This is a genomic window from Priestia sp. VA7 (assembly GCF_055710015.1).
Genome location: NZ_JBVQPN010000003.1, coordinates 471,185 through 495,254 on the forward strand (window position 1 = coordinate 471,185; position 24,070 = coordinate 495,254).

A 24,070-nucleotide genomic window follows, 5' to 3' on the forward strand; every position below is an offset into this window, starting at 1 on the left:
AAACGAATAAATTTTAAAAAAGTTTCACATTTCAAAAAAAAATAAATTGTTTTTTTTGAAATATAAAGATAATGTTACGGGTGATTTTTTACCTATTATTAGTGTAGGAAAAGGAATAATATTGGAATATATTAGCTTTTTTGTCGAACTTATTAAGTGTTAAACGACAATAAACTACGACAATATACACCATACAGCTGCGCTGCTGTCGTTTCCTGTAACATAAATGTAATATTAGTGATGTTATTTTGTAATAATGTGTTGTTACAATGTAAACGTCTTATAGATTAGTAGATTATGGCATTGGAGGAACCTTTTTTTATGAAAAAGTTGATATATTCGTTAGCGTTATGTGGATCTTTAACAGTAGTACCTACAATTAGTGAAGCTGCTTTAGGAGATGCTACGCTGCACCCAGGAACAAGTAATTCAGATGTGAAAGAATTACAGCAAAAATTAAAAAACAAAGGCTATTTTACATACGGTACAACAACAAACTATTACGGTTCAATCACGACTAGCGCAGTAAAGTCGTTTCAGCGTGCAAATGGTTTATCTGCAGATGGTATTGCAGGTCCATCTACATTTAATAAGCTGCTAGGAAGCGGAAGCTCATCAATTAGCTCAAGTTCATTGCTGCGCGTTGGTTCAACTGGACCAAATGTACAATCTTTACAGCAGCAGCTAAAGAATAAAGGCTATTTTAAAGGAACTACGACTCAATACTTCGGTTCAATTACAAAAAATGCAGTAATGGCATTTCAACGTGCAAACGGACTGTCTGTGGACGGAATTGCGGGTCCGGCTACGTTAAGCAAGTTAAAAAATGGCGGTTCTAGCGCTTCAACTGGTGGTTCTAGCTCTAGCAACTCAACTATTTTACGTCAAGGTATGAAAGGTTCAGCAGTAAGCAGCCTTCAGCAAAAACTAAAAAATAAAGGTTACTTCTCAGCTGGTGTAACAGGCTACTTTGGCTCAATTACAACAAGTGCAGTAAAATCATTTCAACGTGCAAATGGTTTATTAGTAGACGGAGAAGCGGGTCCAGATACGCTGAATAAATTAAATTCAAGCAGCTCTAGCAGCTCAAAACCTTCAACATCAACAGGAAGCAGCACAAGCTCAAGCTCAGCTTCAAAAGTTATTTCATACGGTAAACGTTTTATGGGAACACCTTATGTTTGGGGTGGAGCTGCGCCTGGAGGATTTGATTGCAGTGGTTACCTTAACTATGTATATCGCAATGCAGTAGGTGTAAGTCTTCCTCGTACAGTTGCTAGCATCTATCAAACTGGTACGCGTGTAAGTTCACCTCAGCCTGGCGATATCGTTTTCTTTGAAACGTACCAACCAGGAGCTAGTCATGCTGGCATTTATATCGGAAACGGTCAATTCATGCATGCAGGTTCTTCAACAGGCGTGACAATCACATCACTAAGCAACTCTTACTGGTCAAAACGTTACTTAGGAGCAAAGCGTTACCTATAAGAGTGTAACAAAAAGGAGTAGTTGTAGAACTATTCCTTTTTTCTATGCACCATAAACGTAAAAGTAGGAAATTTTTGCGCGATTTGATATGATAACTAGGGAACAAATAAAAGGAGTGTATAACATGGCTATTGTAGATGTAACCATTATTCCGGTAGGTACGGAAACGCCAAGCGTGAGTCAGTACGTAGCTGATATTCAAAAAGTGTTGGCCAAGCATGAAGATGAAATTACATATCAATTAACCCCTATGAATACATTGATTGAAGGGGAATTAAGCACGCTGCTAAACATTGTTCAAGAGATGCATGAGGTGCCTTTTGAAAATGGTATTCAGCGCGTATGTACAAATTTACGAATTGATGATCGCCGTGATAAAGAAAATCATACGATGGCTGGGAAATTACAATCCGTACAGTCTAAATTAAAAGCGAAATAAAGAATATGCAATACAATAAAAACGCTTGAGTATCCACTCAGGCGTTTTTTATTGTATTTATACTTAATTAGCATGCACAAGAGAAAAAATTTGAAAAGCTACGCGCAGCCGAAGGGTTTCCTCTGACGTGTGAATAGGTCTTTTTAATAACTCTTCGCATTTTTCAATTCGATAGATCACCGTGTTCCGATGAACGAATAACTGCTTAGCAGTCTCTGAGATTTGGCAATTGGAATTTAGATATGTTTCAAGCGTGTCGAGTAAGATGGAGCGATCTTTCTTATCGTACTGCAGCAAACCTTCTAATGTTTGAGAATAGTAATCCTGTAAATCGTTTGCTGGAAGCAACCTCAGCAGTTCTTTAAACTGTTTTGGCTGATAAAATTGAATAAGCTTCGACTGGTCTTTAAAATGGATGGTTTCAAGAGCTTCAACAGCTTCTTTATATGAATCAGCGATTGTAAGTAGGGATTGGCTTTGGTTTCCAACTCCAAATGAAATTCGCTTATCGTAGTGACGGTAAACAGCTTCCTGCAAGCGATGCAAGCATTCTATAATCATAGGTTGAGAATGAGGTGTAAACAAAAGAATATAAAGATTGTCATAGAAAAACAAAACGGCCTCTGTATGACCTGTTGATAACTCATATTGAAGGAGCTCATAGATCATATCATCATCGCTGTAAGGCGTGAATGTAGAATGGATTTTCCCGACGGCGCAAATATAGCTGTTTCCTGCTGATAAGCCCATCATCTGTGCTTGAAAGGAAGCATCTTCAAGCGTTTTATAATAATTGTTAACAAGCTGATTGAAAAAATCGTTTTTTCGTCGCCGTTCAGCTTCATACAAAGCCTGCTGCCTCATCATTTCGAAGGATAAAACGTTTGTCGCTTGTTCAATCGTTAGGAGCGCTGAATCGGATAAAGAAACTTGATGTTCAATAAGTAAATAACTGTACTTTCTTGTATGAGTAGCAATCGGAAAAAGCGTAACGGTTTTTTTTTTGTGTAAAAAGGAAAAGGTTGTATATTTTACCGTTCGTAAAAACAGCTGCTTAGCGCCCGCTACCGCTTCTTCCATCGGGAGTGAAAAGGGTTCGCGTTTGTTTGTATAAAAGAGTTCATGGCCATGGGTATCAAAAAGGGCAACGTGAGCATTGCATAACGTTTGAATGGATTGCATAATTTTCTCAATGCCTTTTCCTTGTAAGATGTACGAGGAAAATAGCTGATGTGTGACCATCGCTTGCTGAAGCTCGGCTGTTTTTTTATCTAAAATAAAGCTGAGAGATTCGTTAATAACCGCGCCTAACGTTTCGTCCGTTTGGAAATCAATGATCGGAAAGTGAAGTTCATCAGCTAGCTGACAAATAGAAGCAGGCACGTGCTCGAAAAAGCGCTTCGTTTTGATGGCCAATCCTGCACATTTCTTTTTAGCCATTCCTTCTACAAGTTTTGCTAAGCTTTCTTCATGTTCTTTGAAGTGATAACCCGTTGTAATTAAAAATTCTCCTTCTTTTAAAAAAGATAAAATATCGGGTGCGTCCATCATATTGACGTTATGTACTTTGCGGGTGACTCCTTTTTGCCCGGCTACTACAGATGCTTTCTCATAAATTGGAATGCGTAAAAGAGTTTGTAGTTCCATTATTTATTACTCCTTTTGTTAAAAATTCTCACATTTCCCTACGCGTATCTTTATCTATCTTTTATTTTATAAGAAAGTTTAGTTAAAATAAATAAAATTTTCAGAAAAAAATGTATAAATTGTTAATGAAGAAGTATATTCAATCCTGTAAGATAAAATAAATAACATATAATGTTAGAAAAAGTGACGTATATAAGATTTTGCATATTTAGTGATAATAGCTAAAAAAACACTAAATCATTGTAGAAAGTGTTAATGAAAACAATCAGTCATTTTCTTAAAATGAAGATAGCAGGAGGGATAGCAATGGTTGCAGATATGACGGGAAAATCTAAGCTTTGCCAGCAAATCGAAGAAAACGTTAACTGGTTGTCACAGTTTGGGGTAGATGAAAAAGAAGGGGTCACGAGGCTTTTATATACGGAACAGTGGAATGCAGCTCAAAAGGCATTGGAAGAAAAAATGAAGGGACTTCACCTCAAAACGTATTACGATGATGTTGGAAATTTATTTGGACGGTTGCAAGGAACGGGTTCAGAACAACAAGTTATTTTAACAGGATCCCATATCGACACCGTGATAAACGGAGGAAAGTATGACGGGGCGTTTGGTGTTGTGGCAGGTATCATTGCTCTGCAGTACCTATATGCGCATTACGGCTCCCCTACAAAAACCTTAGAGGTCGTATCACTTTGTGAAGAAGAAGGTAGCAGATTTCCTCTTACGTATTGGGGATCAGGCAATATAAATGGATTACACAGCAAAAGTGATGCAAAACATGTTATAAATAAAGAAGGGGTTAAGCTGGATGACGCAATGAAACAGCTCAATTTCGGAAAAGGCCTCCACAGCGAGCCATACCGCACGGATATCGCTTCTTTTATTGAACTGCATATCGAACAAGGAAAGCAGCTTGAAATGTCTCGTTGCGATATCGGAATTGTTTCTAGTATCGTCGGGCAGAAACGATTTACAGTATCTGTTAAAGGTGAAAGTAACCATGCGGGCACAACCCCGATGAACATCAGAAAAGATGCATTTTATGTGAGCTGCAAACTTGCTAAAGCATTTATTGAATTGAGCGAAAAATATCATAACGCTTTATACGTAACGGTTGGCAAAATTACACTTTCTCCAAATGCACCGAATGTAATACCAGGATATGTAGAATTCACGGTCGATATAAGACATCATGAGTATGAGGTTTTACAAGAAGCAGAACGAGAAATGAAGGAAATTATAAAGCGAACAGCAGGGGATTTAGAAGTGAATATCGACTGCTGGATGAATGAAAAACCTGTCGCTATGAACGAAGAATTATCTGAACTTTCCAAAATTATTTCCTCGGAAAAGAATATCTCCTCCCGAGAATTAGTAAGCGGTGCAGGACACGACTCCCAGGTATTTGGACGAAGAGTTCCCACATGTTTGTTATTCGTACCGAGCCAAGATGGAATCAGCCATTCCCCAAAGGAATTCACCAAAGGAGAACAGTTAGAAAAAGGAGTAAAGGTCTTAATAGAACTATTATATAAACTTGCCTACTAGGAGGAATTTGACATGACTATAACAAAACAGCTTCATACACCGCCGCGTACGATTATGACACCCGGACCCGTAGAAGCAGATCCACGCGTATTAAGAGCATTAGGAACACCTATTTTAGGTCAGTTTGACCCCGCATTTACGCACATTATGAACGAAACGATGGAAATGCTTCGTGAACTATTTCAAACCAAAAACAAATGGGCTTTTCCCGTTGATGGAACGTCTAGAGCTGGGATTGAAGCAGTTCTTGCAAGTGTAGTTGAGCCTGGCGATAAAGTGTTCGTCCCGATTTTCGGCCGCTTCGGCTATTTATTAACGGAAATTGCCGAGCGCTACGGAGCTGATGTACACAATATCGAATGCGAATGGGGAGAAGTGTTTGACCCTGAAACAGTTATTCGTGAAATAAAAAAAGTAAACCCGAAAATTGTTGCAATGGTTCATGGTGAAACGTCTACAGGAAGAATGCAGCCTCTTAAAGAAATTGGTGCTGCATGCCGCAACGAAGATATTTTATTTATCGTCGACGCAGTAGCTACTATTGGCGGTACGGATGTAAAAGTAGATGAGTGGAACATTGACGCATTGATTGCAGGCACACAAAAGTGTTTATCTGTTCCGTCCGGCATGGCACCTATTACGTACAATGATCGTATTGAAAAAATTATTATGGAACGTAAAAAAGTTGAAAAAGGAATTGCGACAAAAGCAGATGCTCAAACTGTTCGTCTGCGTCCGAATATTATCAGCAACTATTTTGATTTGAGTCAGCTTCAAGACTATTGGAGTGAGCGCAGATTAAATCATCATACGGAAGCAACGTCCATGCTCTATGCTTTAAGAGAAGGGCTGCGCGTTATTTTAGAAGAAGGATTAGAGGAAAGATTTGCAAGACATCGCCTCCATGAAAAAGCACTTGTAGCCGGTATTAAAGCAATGGGATTATCTTTATTCGGGGATGAGCATTCAAAAGTTCCAACCGTTACTTGTGTTTTAATTCCCTCAGGTATTGACGGAGAGGCAGTTCGTTCTACGCTTCTTGAACAATTTGGAATTGAAATTGCAAGTTCTTTTGGACCGATGCACGGAAAAATATGGCGTATCGGTACAATGGGATACAGCTGTCGAAAAGACAACGTTCTCTTTACATTGGCTGGTCTTGAAGCAGTGCTTATTCGAAACGGTGCAACCGTGAATGCAGGTTCTGCTTTACAAGCAGCATTAGAAGTTTACGAGGAAGAAGTAGCCTTGTCTAGTCTGTAAAGATTCGTTTTATTCATCATATAAAGAAAAGAGGAGATTTTCTATGAGCGAATACTTTTTTACACACCCCTATGCATCTCAGCGTACGTGTACGTTTGGAAAAAATGGAATGGTAGCAACTAGTCAGCCTCTTGCCGCTCAAGCGGGTCTTGAAATGTTGAAAAAAGGAGGCAATGCGGTAGATGCTGCTATTGCCTCGGCAGCTTGTTTAACGGTTGTAGAGCCTACGTCAAATGGAATTGGCGGAGACGCATTTGCTCTCGTGTGGATAAATGAAGAGCTATACGGACTCAACGCGAGCGGTCCTGCTCCTGCTTCCATCTCTATTGAGGCTCTGCGTGCCATGGGGATAAAAGAGATGCCGGCTCGCGGTTTTGTTCCTGTTACGGTCCCAGGTGCCCCCAGCGCGTGGGCGGAACTGTCAAAACGCTTTGGGCGACTGTCGTTAAAAGAAGTGCTGCAGCCTGCTATTTCGTATGCACAAGAAGGGTTCCCAATCTCCCCAATTTTAGGGTACAATTGGGAACGAGCGTTTGAACGATTTACACACGCGTTAAAAGGTGACGAATATAAGCACTGGTTTGAGACGTTTACCAACAATGGATCAGCTCCTAAAGTAGGGGAAGTGTGGCGATCACCGGACCATGCTGCTACGCTGCTTGAAATTGCCGAAACGAATGGGGAATCTTTTTACAGAGGGGATTTAGCTGATAAAATAGCAGCTTTTTCGAAAAAATACGGCGGATTTTTAACAAAAGAAGATTTAGCAGCTTTTAGAGCAGAGTGGGTGAAGCCAATTTCAACTTCTTACCGAGGATATGATGTGTGGGAAATTCCACCAAACGGCCAAGGACTTATTGCACTTTTAGCTTTAAATACGTTAAAAGGCTTTTCTTTCGATGCCAAAGATTCTGTCGATACATATCACAAGCAAATTGAAGCCATGAAGCTAGCGTTTGCAGATGGACAAAAATTCATTACAGATGCTGATAAAATGACAGTAGCAGTTGAAGATTTGTTGAATGATTCTTATGCAAACAAGCGCAGAGGGCTGATTGGCGAAAAAGCGCTTGTTCCCGAAGCCGGACAGCCGTCTCATAGCGGCACGATCTATTTAGCGACAGCTGATGGAGAAGGAAACATGGTATCATTCATTCAAAGTAATTACATGGATTTTGGCTCAGGACTTGTCGTACCTAATACGGGCATATGCCTGCAAAACCGCGGGCATAATTTTTCGTTAGACCCACAGCACCATAACCGATTAGAGCCTGGAAAACGAACCTACCATACTATTATTCCTGGATTTTTAACAAAGAATAAAAGCGCTGTAGGTCCATTCGGTGTAATGGGCAAATTCATGCAACCTCAAGGACATGTGCAAGTCGTCATGAATATGATCGATTTCCATCTAAATCCTCAGGCAGCTTTAGATGCACCAAGATGGCAGTGGATTGAACATAAAAAGGTTCTTGTGGAAAAAGAAATGCCTTCACATATTGTAGAAGCATTAGAACGCAAAGGGCATGATATTCATGTGGCTACGAGCAGACATACGTTTGGAAGAGGACAGATTATTTTAAGAGATGAACAAACCGGTGTATTATACGGCGGCACAGAAGCGCGAACAGACGGAGCGGTCGTTGCTTATTAGATCACAGAGAAAGGAGCGCGAGAAATGCGACAATTGGATATTTTTATAGCGTTTTTTCGCTCAGGTATGCTCGGCTACGGAGGCGGACCTTCAGCTATTCCACTCGTAAAAAAAGAAGTGGTCGATACGTACAAGTGGATGGATGACGATGAATTTGGCGATTTATTAGCAATCGCCAATACGCTGCCTGGGCCTATTGCTACAAAGCTGGCTGGATACATCGGCTATCGAGTCGGTGGTATTTTGGGTCTCGGGACAGCTTTATTTGCAGCCGTTATTCCAACCGTTTTTTTAATGGTATTGCTGTTAACAACTTTAACGCAATTTAAAGATCAGCCGTGGGTTATGGGTATGACCAAAGCAGTTGTTCCTGTAGTAGGAGTTATGCTCGCGGTTATGACGTGGGACTTTTTTAAAAAATCAACGTCTGGTCTAGGGTGGACGCCAGCTATTATCTTACTGATTATTAGTTTAGGGCTAATGGAATTCGCCCATATCCATCCAGCGGTCATTATTATTGTCCTTATGGCAGCAGCTTGGATTCCGCTAAAACGAAAAGGAAAAAAAGACGAAAGTGCTGAGCAGAAGCAGAAGAGGGAATCGGTATGATTTATATTCAGCTATTTATGGCGTTTTTTGTTTCAAATATTTTAGGCTATGGGGGCGGACCTGCGTCGATTCCGCTTATTCAAAAAGAAGTCGTAGATCGCTACCATTGGCTTACGGTCAAAGAGTTTAGTGAAATGCTAGCAATTGGAAATGCGCTGCCGGGTCCGATTGCAACAAAAATGGCGGGGTTTATCGGATATCAGCAGGCAGGGATTTTAGGCTCGGTGATTGCTCTTTTTGCAACGATTGCTCCGTCGGTTTTACTTTTAGTTATTTTACTTCGAATATTATTTAAGTATAAAGATTCGCCAAATGTTAAGAAAATGACGAACTACATTCGTCCGGTTATTGCCATTTTACTGGGCTTGATGGCATATGAATTTTTTATGAATTCATACGGTGATTCAGGGATATGGCAAACTTTATTTTTAGTAGCAGCCAGCTTTCTTTTATTGGAAAAATTGCGTGTGCATCCAGCGTTCGTTATTGTCGGAGCACTCGTATACGGAGCTGTTTTTCTTGCGTGAATGAAGCTCTCGAAGGATGAGAGTTTTTTTTTGTAAAAGAGACGAAAAGAGGGGAAGTCATGGTTGAAAAAGCGGTGTTAGAAAACGTTCAGGATCTGGTTAACTTGCGAATTTTGCTTATGAAAGAACTGGGAGAATTAAACGGGAATGAGGAGCTGTTTCGAAAAGCTACAGAAGAATATTTTACTGCAAATATAAATAATCCACATAGCTATACGGCTATTTTAAAAGCGAATGGAGAAATTGTATCAGCAGGAAGCATCGTCTTTTTTATACGTCCGCCTTCACCAAGTAACCTCCAGGGAAAAGAAGCATATGTTATGAACATGTATACAGCTTTTGATCACCGAAAGCACGGCTATTCTTCAGCTGTTTTAAAGCATTTGATGCAGTACTGCCAAAAAAATGGTGTAAACCGAATATGGTTAAATGCTTCTTCCGCTGGAAAAAGCTTGTATCAAAAACATGGATTTATTAAATATGAATCTGAAATGGAATACAAATTTGAAAAAAACTAGAGCAGCAAAACTCTTGATAGAGATGGGTTTGAAGGAGCTATGGTTTTTAAAAAATAAAAAAAATTAATAAAAAGTGTTGACGAAGATAAAAAAACCATTCATAATACAAATCAACATCACACAACATTACACACAACTTGGAAGCGACAAACAGTTTCAAACGATCGGAACTGATTATCCAAGTACACATACATAGTCAATACTGAGCGTTGATAGGAGCACTAGTAGAAAAAATTTCCCTGTAACAGAGAGCTGACGGTTGCTGCGAGTCAGAACACAAATTTTTTCGAAGTACATTCCTTGAGCATCTTTTCCGAGCAGGAAAAGACGGCCTAGCCGTTATTTTAATGAAGAGGCAAGCAAAATGCTTGCAACTAGGGTGGTACCGCGAATTTTCGTCCCTACTGACTCTTAAGAAAAATCTTAAGGGTGAGTAGGGACTTTTTGTATTTCGGTCCATTATAATTTTATATCCATTACAAGCGATGAAAAGAGCATAGTAGCAAAATCTTCCCTGTATTCAGAGAGCTGATGGTTGGTGCGAATCAGTACAAAAGAGATTGCGAATTACATTCTTGGAGCTTTCTTTTGGCGATAGTCAAAAGCGGCAATAGCCGTTATCTTAATGAAGAGGCAAGCAATGCTTGCAATTAGGGTGGTACCGCGATCAATTCGTCCCTACTGATACAATCAGTAGGGACTTTTTGTATATCCGCATAAGCGGCTGTGTAGGTGTAAAACGGGTTTTTCAATACAAACTAATCGAGAAGATCCGTTCAAGGTTATAAAATCAAAGGAGGATTTTTAAAATGACAAAATCACTAGAACAATTACGAGGACAAATCGACGAAATAAATTTAGAAATTTTAGAATTATTAAATAAACGCGGTGAAATCGCACAAGAAATCGGAAAAGTAAAAGGGACACAAGGTGTGAATCGCTTTGATCCAGTTCGTGAACGTAAATCGTTAGATCAAATCTTAGCTAACCATAATGGACCATTCGAAGCTTCAACAATTCAGCATATTTTCAAAGAAATTTTCAAAGCAAGCTTAGAGCTTCAAGAAGACGATCACCGTAAAGCACTTCTTGTATCTCGCAAAAAGAAATCTGAAGATACAATCGTTGACATCAACGGCACAAAAGTAGGTCCTGGAAACTTAGAATTTGTAATGGGACCATGTGCAGTAGAAAGCTACGAACAAGTAAAAGAAGTGGGCTTAGCGCTTAAAGAACAAGGCATTACATTAATGCGCGGTGGAGCGTTCAAACCACGTACATCACCTTACGATTTCCAAGGTCTTGGAGTGGAAGGGTTAAAAATCTTACGTCAAGTAGGAGATGAGCTAGGCCTATCAATTATCAGTGAAATTGTTTCTCCTCAAGATATTGAAACGGCTCTAGACTACGTAGATGTGATTCAAATTGGTGCACGTAACATGCAAAACTTCGAGCTATTAAAAGCTGCAGGTTCTGTAGACAAACCGATTCTTTTAAAACGTGGATTGGCAGCAACAATTGAAGAATTCATTAACGCTGCTGAATACATTATGTCTCGCGGAAATGGAAACATTATTCTTTGTGAACGCGGTATCCGCACATACGAGCGTGCAACACGCAACACACTAGATATCTCAGCTGTTCCAATCTTGAAAAAAGAAACGCATTTACCAGTTGTAGTAGACGTAACACATTCAACAGGACGCAAAGACTTATTATTACCATGTGCAAAAGCAGCGATTGCTATCGGCGCAGATGCTGTAATGGCAGAAGTTCATCCAGACCCAGCAGTAGCACTATCAGATTCAGCACAGCAAATGAACATTCCTGAATTCCACAAATTCATGGAAGAATTAAAAGGTGCAGCAGTAAAATTATCTTAATTTCATAGTGATACAGTGATAAGAAACTAGTAGCAAACATTTCCCTGTCTCAGAGAGCTGACGGTTGGTGGAAGTCAGTACACAAATGTGAGCGAATTACACTCTTTAAGTACTCTTTTACAGAGCGGTCAGCGGATCGTTAACAATTCGAGGTGGCAAGCAATGTTTGCAACTAGGGTGGTATCGCGAGAAAAACTCGTCCCTATGACGTAGGGGCGAGTTTTTTTATTTTTTATAACAGAAAGGAATCGATAATATGAGATATTTAACAGCAGGAGAATCGCACGGACCTCAATTAACAGCGATTATTGAAGGAGTACCAGCAGGGCTTGAATTAACAGCCGAACATATTAATGAAGATTTAGCAAGAAGACAAAAGGGACATGGGCGCGGACGCCGCATGCAGATTGAAAAAGATCAAGTTCAGATTAAAGGCGGGGTTCGCCACGGTGAGACGCTTGGTTCACCCATTGCTTTAGTCGTTGAAAACAAAGATTTTACTCACTGGAGAAATATTATGGGTGCTGATCCAGTTGATCATGATGAAGAAGTAAAGCGACAAATTACAAAACCTCGTCCAGGTCATGCGGATTTAAATGGAGCGATTAAATACGGTCACAGAGATATGCGAAACGTATTGGAACGTTCATCTGCTCGTGAAACGACGGTACGAGTAGCCACAGGCGCAGTTGCCAAACAAGTACTAAAAGCTGTAGGCGTAAATATTGCATGTCACGTGCTTGAAATCGGCGGTGTGAAAGCTGAAAAAACGGCATATGAGTCACTGACAGAACTTCAGGAAAAAACAGAAGCGTCACCTGTTCGCTGCTTAGATGAAGAAGCGGGACAGAAAATGATGAAAGCAATCGATGATGCAAAAGAAAATGGAGACAGCATTGGTGGCGTAGTGGAAGTAGTAGTAGAAGGAATGCCTACTGCAGTGGGAAGTTACGTGCACTATGATCGTAAGTTAGATTCAAAGCTAGCTGCTGCTATTATGAGCATTAACGCGTTTAAAGGCGTTGAAATCGGCGTAGGCTTTGAAGCAGCTCGCAGACCGGGAAGTGAAGTCCATGATGAAATTCTATGGGATGAACAAAATGGCTATACGCGTAAAACGAACAATGCGGGAGGTTTAGAAGGAGGCATGACAACAGGAATGCCGATTGTTGTGCGAGGCGTCATGAAACCTATTCCTACCTTATACAAGCCGCTTCAAAGTGTAGATATTGATACAAAAGAGCCATTTGCTGCAAGTATTGAACGCTCAGACAGCTGTGCAGTACCGGCGGCAGCGGTTGTAGCAGAATCAGTGATTGCTTGGGAACTAGCATCTGCTATTATCGATCAATTTGGGGCAGATCGAATTCAGTTAATTCAAGAAAACGTAAAAAAACATGAAGAATACGCAAAGCAATTTTAATGAATAGAGGAGAATGAAAGGTGAAAACACGTGTATTACTTATTGGCGTCGGCCTTATTGGAGGATCATTAGCGCTAGCTATGAAGAAGCATCGTCACGTCACAGTCGTTGGAGCTGATATCAATACAAATGAAGTACAAGTAGCCAACCAGCTAGGTATCGTTGATTATGTAGCTGAAGATATAAAAACAGAAGTAGCCCAAGCAGATTATATCGTACTTGCTACTCCAGTAGAGTACACGACAGCATGGATACACGACCTTTCTAATTGGAAGCTTAAAGAAACGGTTATCGTAACGGATGTCGGAAGTACCAAAGGTGAAATTATGAAAGCAGCCGAAGCGCTGAATAAGAAACGTATTTCATTTATTGGCGGGCATCCGATGGCTGGTTCTCATACGAGCGGTGCAGTCAATGCACGAGCGGATTTATTTTGTTCGGCGCGCTATATTTTAACGCCGTTTGAAAATGAGCAAAAAGAAAAAATAGATGCGCTTATGCATTTGCTAGAGCCTACAGGTGCACAATTTGTACCGCTTGATGCAGCTACTCATGATCAAATCACTGGAGTTGTCAGTCATTTACCTCATGTGATTGCGACCAGTCTTGTAAGACAAGTAAAAGGATATTCAGCACAGAATCATCTTGTCACGGAAATGGCAGCAGGCGGTTTTCGAGATATTACGAGAATTGCTTCAAGTAATCCTCATATGTGGAGAGATATACTAAAACAAAACCGTTCTATGCTTTTAACATTGCTTGATGACTGGATGAAAGAAATGGAACAAGTAAAACTATTAGTAGAAAAAGGTGACGGTCACGAATTATTTGATTACTTTTCAGATGCCAAAGAATTTCGTGATTCGCTTCACGCATAAAAGGAGAGACATATTGTGACAGTAAAAGCTTTACGAGGAACGATTCAAATTCCAGGGGATAAATCTATTTCTCACCGTTCCGTTATGTTTGGTTCGATTGCAGAAGGAACAACAACGATTAACGGATTTTTGCCAGGAGACGATTGCCTTAGCACCATTTCCTGCTTTCAAAAACTAGGTGTAAATATTCAAATGATTGATGAACAAAGCGTCGTAGTAAAAGGAAAAGGGATACAAGCGCTAAAAGAGCCATCTGATATTTTAGATGTTGGAAATTCGGGCACAACGATTCGCCTTATGATGGGGATTTTAGCAAATACACCCTTTCATTCAACATTGATTGGAGACGAATCCATTGCCAAACGCCCTATGAAGCGTGTGACCGGTCCGCTTCGTGATATGAATATTCATTTAGACGGTCGAAAAGATGCTAATTTTACACCGCTTGTTATACGAGGTGGGAAAGCAAAAGGTATACACTATACATCTCCCGTTGCAAGCGCACAAGTAAAATCAGCTATTTTACTTGCTGGACTGCAGGCGGAAGGAACAACTTCTGTAACGGAACCGGCGAAATCACGTGATCATACAGAACGTATGCTAGAGGCATTTGGTGTTAAAGTCGAAGAAGAAGGCTTAACCGTTTCAATTGAAGGCGGCCAAACGTTAAGAGGAACCCATGTAGAAGTGCCTGGTGATATTTCGTCAGCTGCATTCTTTTTAGTAGCGGGGGCTATTGTTGCAAACAGCCGCATTGAAATTCAAAAAGTTGGGATGAATCCGACTCGAACGGGTATTTTAGATGTGCTTTCAAATATGGGCGCTTCGATCGAGACAGTCAAAGAAACAAAAGAAACAGCGGAACCCTATGCAGATTTAGTTGTAGAAGCTTCTCACTTAAAAGGTACGGAAGTAGGCGGAGACTTGATTCCACGCCTAATTGACGAAATCCCGATTATTGCACTAGCTGCCACACAGGCAGAAGGGATTACGATTATTAAAGATGCTGCAGAGTTAAAAGTCAAAGAAACAAACCGTATTGATACGGTAGTGAATGAGTTAACCAAAATGGGAGCTAACATTGAAGCAACGGAAGATGGAATGATTATTCACGGAGGTGCAAAACTTCACGGAGCAAATGTAAACAGCCACGGAGATCACCGTATCGGTATGATGCTCGCTGTTGCCTCTTGTATTGCAGAAGGGGAAACAATTATTGAAAATCGTGACGCGGTATCCGTCTCTTACCCGCAGTTTTTTGCTCACTTAGAGTCTTTACAGCAGTAAATTCCCTTATTATGTTAAAATAGCAGTTTGAAAGTTATAAGGAATTTATAAAATTAAAACCAATGACTCTATATTTCGCCGGAGAAATCCGATATAATCATTACAACACCTCTAGTATTAAATAGAATTTGGTGAATGATTATGTTTTTGATGATTGTCTACATCGGGGCCATTTTATTTTTTATAAAAATGTTTATGGATCGAGATTTTATTTGGTTTTTGTTCCTATTGCCATTTTTGATGTTTGTTATGTTTTTTGAAACAGACTATCTTGATCATGTCCCTGAATCTGGAAGGTTAATTATCTTTACGTTTTCTTTTTTAGTCATTTATGCAATGGTTTTGGTGTATAATCGATATTTTAGAAAAGAAGGATGTAAAGAGTAAACTCAAATGTGAATCTATTGATAATGATAAAAAAAGCATGCCCTACGGCGTGCTTTTTTTATCGCTTGAATCGACATCCACTGGCGTAAGCGGCTTTTTAGCAGGGCCTTCTACCACAGATCCGTCGTAAGAGAAACGAGAACCGTGACAAGGGCAGTCCCACGTGCGGTCACCAGCGTTCCAATTTACTTCACATCCTAAGTGCGTACATGTAGTATCGACGCAGTGAAGCTTCCCTTGAGGATCTTTATAAGCTCCCGTACGTTTGCTGTTTACATATACGACCGACCCTTCATCATTTTGAAGCTGATCCAGTCCTTTTTCAGGCATTGAAAACTTACCGGTAATAAAGTGTTCAGCCACATCAAGATTTTGACGAAAGAAATGCTTAAGGCTAGGGTCCGCATAAAAACGAGACGGATTATACAACTCCGCATATGGGTTGTCTTTTCCGGTTATTGCATCTCGAATAATATGTGCTGCAATGGTGCTATGAGTCATCCCCCATTTTTTAAATCCGGTAGCAATAAAGATATTTGGCTTGCTTTCTTTAATGGGACCGATATATGGAATTTTATCAAGCGTAAATAAATCTTGTGCAGACCATTTGTAACGAAAATGTTGAACAGTAAAATTTTCTTCGGCGAACCTCTGAAGGGACTCATAGTGGAACATAGTATTAATTCCTTGTCCAGCTTTGTGGCCTTCTCCACCAATTAAAATGAGTTCTTCTCCGTCAACTTTTGTTGAACGCAGCGAATGAGTAGGCTGATCAGCACTTAAATACATGCCTCCAGGGTAAGCTTGTTCAACTTTTGCTGCTAACACATACGAACGTTTGGCATACATGCGCGTATAGTAAAAGCCGGCTCCATCATAAAATGGAAAGTGTGAACACGCCACTACATATTTGCAAGAAATTCGATGTCCGTCTCTTGTGACAACGGTGGGCGACGTGCTTTCTTCTACATCCGTGGCTACGGTGTTTTCAAAAATCAATCCGCCGCTTTCTGTGAATTTTTTTACTAAATGAAGCAGATATTTTAACGGATGAAACTGAGCTTGATCTTTCATAATAGCTGCTGCCCTAATATCAAAATTAAAAGGAAGCTCTGTTGCAAATTCACATGGGATATGTAATCGCTGATAGGCTCGAAATTCTTTACGAACTCGATGATCAAACTCCAGCGTTTCTCCGTATAAGTAAGCATCTTGTACCGAAAAATCACAGTCAATGTTTTCCGTTTGAATTAAGTTTTTCATAAACTGCAGAGCTTGTTCGTTTGCTTTATAATACAGCAGCGTTTTTTCTTCGCCAATGTGTGAAAGCAGCTCATCGTAGATAACGTCATGCTGAGCTGTAATCTTTGCTGTTGTGTGACCGGTTGTACCATTTAAAATATTATCAGCTTCAATTAACGCCACGTTCAGCCCTTCTTTTTGTAATAAATAAGCTGTTGTAATACCGCTAATACCGCCTCCTACTACTACAACATCAACTTTTCGATTTTCTGAAAGAGATGGGTATGTTGGAAACTTTAAATGATCGCGCCAGTAGGGCTCAGTATCCTTTGGGATATTTGCCAATTTATTCACCTCCATATGATAAGTCTTATTTTTACCATAGTTTTCTAAAAAATGTATGCAAAATAAAGGAATCTACTCCAATAGCATCTCTTTGCTGTACCTATTTAAGCAAAAGGAGGGGAAAAGAGTGATTGCAATCAGCCTTTGTATAATTGTTGCGAACGAAGAAGAGGTTAAACCAAAACATTTGCTCTTTAAGATTCTTCTTTTTAAACGTGGCTTCTGCACCTGCACCTTACCATTTGCTGCGAAAGAAGTGGTGAATAAAAAGCAAAGTATAAAATAGTAAAGGTTACAGATTTAAACATGCAAAGCAATAAATTCATATAAATGATAGGGAGCATCATATAATAAAAGTATAGAGGCTTAATTCGGCAAAAGATATTTAAACATCAAGGTCCAAATAAAAGGGCAAACGGCATGTTTGTCCTTTTTTCATGATTATAGTGACAATTTTCATATATAGTAATAAAGTATATATATAGCAAAAAAATCCCAAATTCCAAGAAGATAAAAAACAGCTTAAAACCAAAACAAGTTGTACTCTTAGAGTATGTAGAACGTGCAAAAAAAAGAAATAATATGTAGTATTGTAATACAGGACGTAATTGGGAAGAAAAATGAAAACGTTGACAAAAAGAGGAGGGGTACCATGTTGGGTTCACTACCTAATGTTATAAATACGTCAACGCTTGTGTCTTCAAGTGAACAACAAGAAGCGTCATCTGAATCATTTAAAACATATACTCATAAAGGAAAAAAATTCAAGGTCTATTTACCTAAATCCTATCATATTTTAAAATCTTACCCACTAATGGTTATGCTGCATGGATGTACACAAAATGCAGATGATTTTGCAATAGGCACGCAAATGAACGAGCTCGCCGACGAAAAAGAATTTATTGTCGTATACCCACAGCAGTCTTCTAACTCAAATATGAATAAATGCTGGAACTGGTTTGAACCTCTTCATCAAATTAGAGGGTTTGGCGAGCCAGCTATTATTGCAGGGATTGTAAAAAAAGTTCAAAACATGCACTTTATTCAGAAAAATAAAGTGTTTATTGCCGGTCTGTCAGCAGGAGGAGCAATGAGCATTGTTATGGGGGTAACGTATCCAGAACTGTTTGCTGGAATAGGTGTGTCAGCAGGTATCGAATATCAGGCGGCTCTTAACGTATTTAATGCGTATTCTGTCATGGCCAGTAAAGGTCCTTCACCCGTTAAACAAGGAAGAATTGCTTATCAGCAAATGGGAAAACGGGCAAAGCCACTGCCGCTCATTGTATTTCATGGTAACGCTGATTCTACGGTAAATGTAGCCAATGCAGATCAAGTGGTTCACCAGTGGATTACAACGAATAATCTTGCTTATAATGGAAGAATAGATGGATGGATTCAAGATAGCCCGGTTAAAACGAGAGAAGAAAAAATTCTCTTTGGCCGGGATTATACAACATATCGCTACGAAAGTAGTAAGGGAGAATTGGCTATTGATAAATATATTATCAATGGAATGGGGCATGCATGGTCAGGAGGGAATTCAGCGGGCAGCTATACAGACCCTAAAGGCCCCAATGCTAGTCGAATCATGTGGGACTTTTTTATGAGTCAAAAAGTATAAACAGAGCATATAATGAGGTTCAATTGCGTTCTTATCGCAGAGAAGAAGAGCTGAAAGTAGCTCTTCCGGCCCTTATTAGTATAAAGAAGCAGCTGCAGGAACCATTATTTTAACTAGACGTGTTTTTCTAAAAATTAGGATTTGATTATTTAGAAAACGGGTACTGTAATAAAGAAAATAAGAAGTCAAAATTACATAGCTTAGGATTGACAGCTTATAGTTGTAAATGTAAGATAACTGCGAGCTGCATTTTGTATGATTAAAACATTAAAAAAAGCCGAAAACTGAAAAAATAAATAGAAATTGTAAGATGAGCGGGTAAGGAAAAGGAGATTAAAAAATGAATATTGCATTTTTCTTAGTACCAAAAAGTGATGTTGTAACCCTAAATATTCAATCCACATTAAGACAGGCTCTTGAAAAAATGGAGTATCATCGCTATTCTACAGTTCCGCTAGTTGACGATGATGGTAAATATGTGGGCGTTCTTACTGAAGGAGATCTTCTTTGGAAGTTAAAAAGCCTAGGAGACTATCGCTTTCAAGATACGGAAAATATTAAATTAACAGAGATTGACCGCTATCAAGATTATAACCCAGTTGCTATATATGATGAAGTTCAAAACATCCTTTCAAAGGCAATTGACCAAAATTTTGTTCCTGTAACGGATGATCAAGGTGTATTTATTGGAATTGTAAGAAGAAGAGAAATTCTAGAGTTTTATGCAGAAAGCGCAAGTAAAGTGAAAAATCAAATATAAAAAAAGCCATCTAGAGATGGCTTTTTTTCTTGTCTTATCTCCCCCGTACATACTCCTAAAAACAGGCTTAGGTCATGGCCCACAGCAATGCACTTCCTTGTACTAGTTTACATAATCTATTTATATATAGGTATAAAATTGCCTATATAAATCTTATTTATAGATAAGGATGGTTTATGTGAGTTACAACAATAAAAAGAAGTGTTGCTGGTGTTCTAATCAGTATTATTACAAAACTTCTGGCTATGATCCAAGAAGTAGCCATGAAGGAAAATGCTGTCATAGCGATTATAAGCATAACGATCATTGTCCTAAACATGATGATGATCATCGTTCTGGACATAAAAAATGCCATCATGGTGGCAACCATAGCGGAGGTCACGACGGTAACCATGGCGGAGATCATGGTGGCAACCATGGCGGAGGTCACGGCGGCAGTCATGGCGGAGGTCACGGCGGAGGTCACGGCGGAGGTCACGGCGGTTGTCATGGCGGAGGTCACGGCGGTAACCACGGTGGAGGTCACGGCGGTTGTCATGGCGGTAACCACGGCGGTTGTAAAAGACGTCGCTGCTGTTGGGGCTGGGTGTTTTAATTTAATAAATAATTGAATTAAAATGAAGCGTTGATTTAGCAGAAAGAACTCAAGAAATTGAGTTCTTTTTTTTGTAAGTTGAAACTTATAAACGGTATACTTCGTATATATAGTAAGAGCATTTTGGAGGAGGAAAAAAATGTTTAAAAAAATGTTTGCTAAAATTGGAGTTGGAGCTGCCAAAGTGGATTTACGATTAAATGAAACCGCCTATACGCTCGGTCATGTAATTGAAGGAGCTATTGTCATCCAAGGTGGAAACGTTCAGCAACGTATTAATTTAATTGATGTTGAATTTTGGCTTGAAGTTCAATTGAAAAGCGGTCAAATGCATACACATCGTGTGGAAAGCCTGCGCGCAGCTTCTTCATTTACAATTAATGAAGGCGAGAAAAAAGAAATTCCATTTACATATCATTTACCTTTGGACCTTCCAATCTCTGCGAGCAACGTTAGCTATTTCTTTAAGACACACTTAGATATTGAAGGGGGAGTAGACTCAACAGACCGGGATCCTGTGCGCATTAAAGCTCCAAAAAGCTTATATCAGCTAGTAGAGGGCTTTGAAGCACTTGGATTTAGAGAAAAACATCATTCAGGAAAATTTAACGGATACAAACAAGAATTTTCATTTTTCCCTACAGACTTTTTAAAGGGATATGTAAATGAGGTTGAGTTTGAGGTAGCCATTGAACGAGAAGGGATCCGCGTGCTGTTGGAGCTAGATTTGCCTTCTTTTGGCCGTGAGAGGGAAATAAAAAATGAACTCTTTTTTACAAATGATGAACTAAGCCAGCCATCTACTATCGCTCGTTTGCTGGAAGAAGCGATGGAAGAGATGATGGAGAATCCTCGAGACTATGAATATTATAAGTCTCCTCACTATGATCAGCATTCACACCACCCACGTATGAGCGGGTTAGGGGGAGCAATGGGAGGTTTTGCAGCCGGTATGTTAGGCGGACTGCTCATTGAGAATTTGATGGATGATATGTTTGAAGACTCGGCGCTTGGTGAAATTGGAGAAGATATTGAAGAAGCCGGGGAAGATCTGTTGGATGGAGATTTTTTTGATGAAGGAGACGATTGGTAAAAGGGATTTTGAATAAATAAAAAGGATGATTAATGATGATCATCCTTTTTTTCTTTCTTCTTTCTTTTTTTTACTTCTATATACTTAATGTGAAAATCCTCTATAATCAGAACTTTAAAGTAAAATTGCTCATGCTGAATGATATCATTTTTGGTCACATCAAACTTTTCGGTTAACACCCACCCGGCAATGGTATCTACTTCTTCGTCGCTAATATCCGTACCGAGTAAATCATTTACTTGGCTAATGAGCATTTTTCCGTCAAGAATATAATGATCGTCTTTAATTTTTTGTACATAAGGAATTTCGTCCGTATCAAACTCATCTCGAATTTCTCCCACAATTTCTTCAATAATATCTTCTACTGTAACAAGCCCAGCAGTTCCGCCATACTCATCAAAAAGAATAGCCATTTGAATACGTTCTTTTTGCATCTTTACAAGCAAGTCATGAATGGGTACGGTTTCAATTACTTTAAAAATAGGCTTGACGTATGACTCTAACGTATTGGTGCCGTCTTTTTCGTTGAATACAATATCATTATAAATTTCTTTGATATTAACGAGACCGATTACTTTATCTTTATCCCCATCTTCAACAATTGGATAGCGCGTATATTTTTCGACATTTGCGATTTGCAAAAAAATCTCTACGACGTCGTCTTTGGAAGCACTCACAATTTCCGTACGAGGGACCATTACTTCTTTAGCTAAACGATCGTCAAAATCAAAGATTTTGCTCATATATCGATATTCGGATTGATTGATTTCACCGCCTTCGAAGCTCTCAGATAACAAAATACGCAGCTCTTCTTCACTATGAGCAGCTTCATTTTCTGAAATCATCGTTATACCAAAAACCTTAGTCAACATACGAGCTGATCCATTTAATATTTTAATGAACGGATACATAAGTTTGTAAAACACGATAATCGGTTTTGCAAAGTTCAGCGTAATTTGTTCAGCCATTTGAATAGCAAACGTTTTAGGAGCTAATTCCCCTAAGACAACATGTAAAAAAGTAATAACAACAAATGCAATGACAAAAGATAAAATACCAGCAAGCGGCTCATTCGTATGGAAGGTAGTAAAAAGAGGGTGAAGCAACCGATCTAGCGTCGGTTCACCAAGCCAACCAAGCCCGAGAGCCGTGATGGTGATACCAAGCTGACAAGCGGATAGATATTCATCTAGATGCGTAATAACGTGTTTGGCAGATACAGCTTTTTTATGTCCTTCTTCTAGAAGCTGATTGATTTTTGAACTTCTTACTTTTACAATAGCGAATTCTGTCGCTACAAAAAAAGCAGTTAATGCAATTAAAACTGCAACTAATAGTAATTTTACGGCGATCATCAAAGTCACCACCTTGTATGTAAATGTATATATTAAGTGTTAGCCAAAGTGGTGAAAACATGTATTAAATCAAGAAAAGAAAAACGCACATAAAAAAACTGCTTCTATCTTTAAAAAGAAAAAGAAGCAGTTTATTATGTTACATGTTCATTTAGGGGAATTAATCTTAACTTTACCATCATGGTCTATCACATATCGGTTCTACAGTTCAACTGACTTTTAGCAAACGTATTGCGAGTGTGTTATGACACCTCCTTTAACTGTAATCCGAGTATATATGATGCATCTCTCACCCCTTTCTATTAGTTAATTGTATTATAATGCATAATTAATCAAAATACTACAAATATTCAGAAAATAATCCAAAATGCATAGTTTTTTGTCATTTTCTGAAATATACGCACAAAACGAGATTGAGACATAACAAAATCAATACAATACAATCTAAAGACGAGTAAACTGAGTAAATGATCTAGTATGAGTCGTTTGGTTACACTGCTGGTGATTTCCGTGCAAGGCTACGCTTTCCCTCCAATCAACAGCTAGAAGCAACTCCAAACATATTAACATTAAACCTATATTCACCATACCAATGAAAAGATCCGAACGATGAATCGTTCGGATCTTGCTTCAACTAAAATACGTTTGTACCAGCCTCTTTTTAATTAATGTAGCTTATGGTTATTAGGCATCTGAGGAGAGGCAGTAGCTTTTGCAAAACTTGTGATCATTTGCTGCATATCTGCTTTTGCAAGCTGCGGCACTTGATAATAATGGTGTTTATTTTGATAAAGAGAAATTTCATAAGCCATTTCAATCCAATTAGGAACACTGTCTCCGAATATTCGGCGAACAACAGGATTTGTTATTTCTAAAGCGGTCATGGTTAAAAGAGATGCTTGAGACTTAACTAGACCTAGCATATGACCTGATATGCCTTTTTCATTGATTTCCTCAACGGACTGATTCGGCTTTTTAGGCTGCGAAGGCTTTAAGCCATAAACAAAGGTATGAGACTGCTTCATGTTATATACATGTGTAGAATCGGCCGGCTTTTGACCAGTAGAAAAAGCTTCTACGATTAAATTATATTCATTTAAAATAAACTGATATTGCCGATCAATGATATCAAGCAGCTCTTGTTCTTTTACATATTGCCTAAACATCATAAACTGATCCATTACATTAATCGAGCCCGCAAGTGTTTCATGAACGTCAAATAGTTCATGCCCTCCATGGTTCAATTGAGGGGGGACAGCTCCAGTTTGCATGTTTGTAGGAAGTTCGTGATTATTCATACTAAGTCCTCCTTAAAATCGGTATCGACTATAGTCTTTAAACTTCTTCAGGTTTTATACTCAAACTTGATTTATTCATAAAATGTTGCTCTACATAACTTAATTTACAACTAGTTATTTAATTAAAGGGTAAAAGTGAAAGGGTTTTATGAAAAAAAAGCGAATATCAATAACAATTCACGATCTATAGATAGGGGAATCAAAAAA

22 protein-coding genes and 3 other annotated features are annotated in these 24,070 nt (G+C 39.0%); of the genes, 18 read left to right on the top strand and 4 right to left on the bottom strand.

Annotated features, from left to right (window positions below; translation table 11 throughout):
• The first annotated feature begins 321 nt into the window (after window positions 1-321).
• Both AC0C45_RS15190 and AC0C45_RS15195 read left to right on the top strand, forming a co-directional pair.
• Window positions 322-1,488: a C40 family peptidase gene (locus tag AC0C45_RS15190; protein ID WP_016764712.1), complete on the top strand. Its 1,167-nt coding sequence runs from the start codon at window positions 322-324 to the stop codon at window positions 1,486-1,488.
• A 124-nt stretch (window positions 1,489-1,612) separates the two neighbouring features.
• Complete coding sequence (locus AC0C45_RS15195) at window positions 1,613-1,927, top strand: MTH1187 family thiamine-binding protein (RefSeq protein WP_013083795.1); 315 nt, start codon at window positions 1,613-1,615, stop codon at window positions 1,925-1,927.
• Between the two features lie 63 nt (window positions 1,928-1,990).
• On the opposite strand, the gene AC0C45_RS15200 is transcribed toward AC0C45_RS15195, so the two are convergent.
• Entirely contained in the window at window positions 1,991-3,574 is a 1,584-nt protein-coding gene (locus tag AC0C45_RS15200) for a PucR family transcriptional regulator (protein WP_237892506.1), read from the bottom strand.
• A 306-nt stretch (window positions 3,575-3,880) separates the two neighbouring features.
• Between AC0C45_RS15200 and allC the strand changes: the two genes are divergently transcribed.
• The 11 genes from allC to AC0C45_RS15255 all read left to right on the top strand — a co-directional run bounded on the left by allC (window position 3,881) and on the right by AC0C45_RS15255 (window position 15,551).
• Window positions 3,881-5,122, top strand: a complete 1,242-nt coding sequence (gene allC / locus AC0C45_RS15205; RefSeq protein ID WP_237892505.1) for an allantoate deiminase — start codon at window positions 3,881-3,883, stop codon at window positions 5,120-5,122.
• Window positions 5,123-5,134: 12 nt separating this feature from the next.
• Window positions 5,135-6,385 carry a pyridoxal-phosphate-dependent aminotransferase family protein gene (locus tag AC0C45_RS15210; protein ID WP_034650808.1) on the top strand — a complete coding sequence of 417 codons (1,251 nt, stop codon included), beginning with the start codon at window positions 5,135-5,137 and terminating at the stop codon, window positions 6,383-6,385.
• Window positions 6,386-6,428: 43 nt separating this feature from the next.
• On the top strand, window positions 6,429-8,039 hold the full coding sequence (ggt, locus tag AC0C45_RS15215) for a gamma-glutamyltransferase (protein WP_013083791.1): 1,611 nt from the start codon (window positions 6,429-6,431) through the stop codon (window positions 8,037-8,039).
• A gap of 24 nt (window positions 8,040-8,063) precedes the next feature.
• On the top strand, window positions 8,064-8,648 hold the full coding sequence (locus AC0C45_RS15220) for a chromate transporter (protein WP_237892503.1): 585 nt from the start codon (window positions 8,064-8,066) through the stop codon (window positions 8,646-8,648).
• Entirely contained in the window at window positions 8,645-9,175 is a 531-nt protein-coding gene (locus tag AC0C45_RS15225) for a chromate transporter (RefSeq protein WP_014459451.1), read from the top strand. The genes AC0C45_RS15220 and AC0C45_RS15225 overlap by 4 nt, the downstream gene beginning before the upstream one ends.
• A gap of 59 nt (window positions 9,176-9,234) precedes the next feature.
• Window positions 9,235-9,693 carry a GNAT family N-acetyltransferase gene (locus tag AC0C45_RS15230; RefSeq protein WP_237892502.1) on the top strand — a complete coding sequence of 153 codons (459 nt, stop codon included), beginning with the start codon at window positions 9,235-9,237 and terminating at the stop codon, window positions 9,691-9,693.
• Window positions 9,694-9,893: 200 nt separating this feature from the next.
• Window positions 9,894-10,099, top strand: a binding site (T-box leader).
• Between the two features lie 70 nt (window positions 10,100-10,169).
• Window positions 10,170-10,376 (top strand) — a binding site (T-box leader).
• Window positions 10,377-10,502: 126 nt separating this feature from the next.
• A complete protein-coding gene (locus tag AC0C45_RS15235; RefSeq protein WP_013057698.1) occupies window positions 10,503-11,576 on the top strand; it encodes a bifunctional 3-deoxy-7-phosphoheptulonate synthase/chorismate mutase in 1,074 nt (357 codons plus the stop codon).
• Between the two features lie 6 nt (window positions 11,577-11,582).
• Window positions 11,583-11,783 (top strand) — a binding site (T-box leader).
• A gap of 49 nt (window positions 11,784-11,832) precedes the next feature.
• Window positions 11,833-12,999 carry a chorismate synthase gene (gene aroC, locus AC0C45_RS15240; protein WP_013057697.1) on the top strand — a complete coding sequence of 389 codons (1,167 nt, stop codon included), beginning with the start codon at window positions 11,833-11,835 and terminating at the stop codon, window positions 12,997-12,999.
• A 20-nt stretch (window positions 13,000-13,019) separates the two neighbouring features.
• Window positions 13,020-13,877 (top strand): prephenate dehydrogenase, encoded by an 858-nt coding sequence (locus tag AC0C45_RS15245; RefSeq protein ID WP_237892501.1) that lies wholly within the window; start codon window positions 13,020-13,022, stop codon window positions 13,875-13,877.
• 15 nt (window positions 13,878-13,892) lie between these two features.
• Window positions 13,893-15,164, top strand: a complete 1,272-nt coding sequence (aroA, locus tag AC0C45_RS15250; RefSeq protein WP_047932245.1) for a 3-phosphoshikimate 1-carboxyvinyltransferase — start codon at window positions 13,893-13,895, stop codon at window positions 15,162-15,164.
• Window positions 15,165-15,305: 141 nt separating this feature from the next.
• Entirely contained in the window at window positions 15,306-15,551 is a 246-nt protein-coding gene (locus tag AC0C45_RS15255; protein ID WP_013057694.1) for a hypothetical protein, read from the top strand.
• A gap of 42 nt (window positions 15,552-15,593) precedes the next feature.
• On the opposite strand, the gene AC0C45_RS15260 is transcribed toward AC0C45_RS15255, so the two are convergent.
• Window positions 15,594-17,138: an FAD-dependent oxidoreductase gene (locus AC0C45_RS15260; RefSeq protein WP_013083785.1), complete on the bottom strand. Its 1,545-nt coding sequence runs from the start codon at window positions 17,136-17,138 to the stop codon at window positions 15,594-15,596.
• 127 nt (window positions 17,139-17,265) lie between these two features.
• Here AC0C45_RS15260 and AC0C45_RS15265 point away from each other — a divergent pair, with 127 nt between their 5' ends.
• The 5 genes from AC0C45_RS15265 (at window position 17,266) to AC0C45_RS15285 (ending at window position 21,210) form a co-directional block, all read left to right on the top strand.
• Window positions 17,266-17,424, top strand: a complete 159-nt coding sequence (locus AC0C45_RS15265) for a hypothetical protein (protein ID WP_205661552.1) — start codon at window positions 17,266-17,268, stop codon at window positions 17,422-17,424.
• Between the two features lie 366 nt (window positions 17,425-17,790).
• Window positions 17,791-18,762 carry an extracellular catalytic domain type 1 short-chain-length polyhydroxyalkanoate depolymerase gene (locus AC0C45_RS15270; protein ID WP_016764703.1) on the top strand — a complete coding sequence of 324 codons (972 nt, stop codon included), beginning with the start codon at window positions 17,791-17,793 and terminating at the stop codon, window positions 18,760-18,762.
• A gap of 340 nt (window positions 18,763-19,102) precedes the next feature.
• Window positions 19,103-19,522 (top strand): CBS domain-containing protein, encoded by a 420-nt coding sequence (locus AC0C45_RS15275; protein ID WP_013057690.1) that lies wholly within the window; start codon window positions 19,103-19,105, stop codon window positions 19,520-19,522.
• A gap of 178 nt (window positions 19,523-19,700) precedes the next feature.
• Complete coding sequence (locus AC0C45_RS15280; protein WP_472928240.1) at window positions 19,701-20,117, top strand: hypothetical protein; 417 nt, start codon at window positions 19,701-19,703, stop codon at window positions 20,115-20,117.
• Between the two features lie 139 nt (window positions 20,118-20,256).
• Window positions 20,257-21,210 (top strand): sporulation protein, encoded by a 954-nt coding sequence (locus AC0C45_RS15285; RefSeq protein WP_472928241.1) that lies wholly within the window; start codon window positions 20,257-20,259, stop codon window positions 21,208-21,210.
• 29 nt (window positions 21,211-21,239) lie between these two features.
• Here the strand turns inward: AC0C45_RS15285 and AC0C45_RS15290 are convergent, their stop codons facing one another.
• Both AC0C45_RS15290 and AC0C45_RS15295 read right to left on the bottom strand, forming a co-directional pair.
• A complete protein-coding gene (locus tag AC0C45_RS15290; RefSeq protein WP_171777014.1) occupies window positions 21,240-22,565 on the bottom strand; it encodes a hemolysin family protein in 1,326 nt (441 codons plus the stop codon).
• 665 nt (window positions 22,566-23,230) lie between these two features.
• Window positions 23,231-23,863, bottom strand: a complete 633-nt coding sequence (locus tag AC0C45_RS15295) for a spore coat protein (RefSeq protein ID WP_016764699.1) — start codon at window positions 23,861-23,863, stop codon at window positions 23,231-23,233.
• Window positions 23,864-24,070: the final 207 nt, after the last annotated feature.

Excerpts from the sequence above, each read along its gene's own strand:
- allC (WP_237892505.1), top strand. The coding sequence starts at position 3,881 with ATGGTTGCAGATATGACGGGAAAATCTAAGCTTTGCCAGCAAATCGAA.
- AC0C45_RS15235 (WP_013057698.1), top strand. The coding sequence starts at position 10,503 with ATGACAAAATCACTAGAACAATTACGAGGACAAATCGACGAAATAAAT.
- ggt (WP_013083791.1), top strand. The coding sequence starts at position 6,429 with ATGAGCGAATACTTTTTTACACACCCCTATGCATCTCAGCGTACGTGT.
- AC0C45_RS15255 (WP_013057694.1), top strand. The coding sequence starts at position 15,306 with ATGTTTTTGATGATTGTCTACATCGGGGCCATTTTATTTTTTATAAAA.
- AC0C45_RS15225 (WP_014459451.1), top strand. The coding sequence starts at position 8,645 with ATGATTTATATTCAGCTATTTATGGCGTTTTTTGTTTCAAATATTTTA.
- AC0C45_RS15295 (WP_016764699.1), bottom strand. The coding sequence starts at position 23,863 with ATGAATAATCACGAACTTCCTACAAACATGCAAACTGGAGCTGTCCCC.
- AC0C45_RS15285 (WP_472928241.1), top strand. The coding sequence starts at position 20,257 with ATGTTTAAAAAAATGTTTGCTAAAATTGGAGTTGGAGCTGCCAAAGTG.
- AC0C45_RS15290 (WP_171777014.1), bottom strand. The coding sequence starts at position 22,565 with ATGATCGCCGTAAAATTACTATTAGTTGCAGTTTTAATTGCATTAACT.
- AC0C45_RS15270 (WP_016764703.1), top strand. The coding sequence starts at position 17,791 with ATGTTGGGTTCACTACCTAATGTTATAAATACGTCAACGCTTGTGTCT.
- AC0C45_RS15210 (WP_034650808.1), top strand. The coding sequence starts at position 5,135 with ATGACTATAACAAAACAGCTTCATACACCGCCGCGTACGATTATGACA.
- AC0C45_RS15200 (WP_237892506.1), bottom strand. The coding sequence starts at position 3,574 with ATGGAACTACAAACTCTTTTACGCATTCCAATTTATGAGAAAGCATCT.
- AC0C45_RS15220 (WP_237892503.1), top strand. The coding sequence starts at position 8,064 with ATGCGACAATTGGATATTTTTATAGCGTTTTTTCGCTCAGGTATGCTC.
- aroC (WP_013057697.1), top strand. The coding sequence starts at position 11,833 with ATGAGATATTTAACAGCAGGAGAATCGCACGGACCTCAATTAACAGCG.
- AC0C45_RS15195 (WP_013083795.1), top strand. The coding sequence starts at position 1,613 with ATGGCTATTGTAGATGTAACCATTATTCCGGTAGGTACGGAAACGCCA.
- AC0C45_RS15190 (WP_016764712.1), top strand. The coding sequence starts at position 322 with ATGAAAAAGTTGATATATTCGTTAGCGTTATGTGGATCTTTAACAGTA.
- AC0C45_RS15230 (WP_237892502.1), top strand. The coding sequence starts at position 9,235 with ATGGTTGAAAAAGCGGTGTTAGAAAACGTTCAGGATCTGGTTAACTTG.
- AC0C45_RS15275 (WP_013057690.1), top strand. The coding sequence starts at position 19,103 with ATGAATATTGCATTTTTCTTAGTACCAAAAAGTGATGTTGTAACCCTA.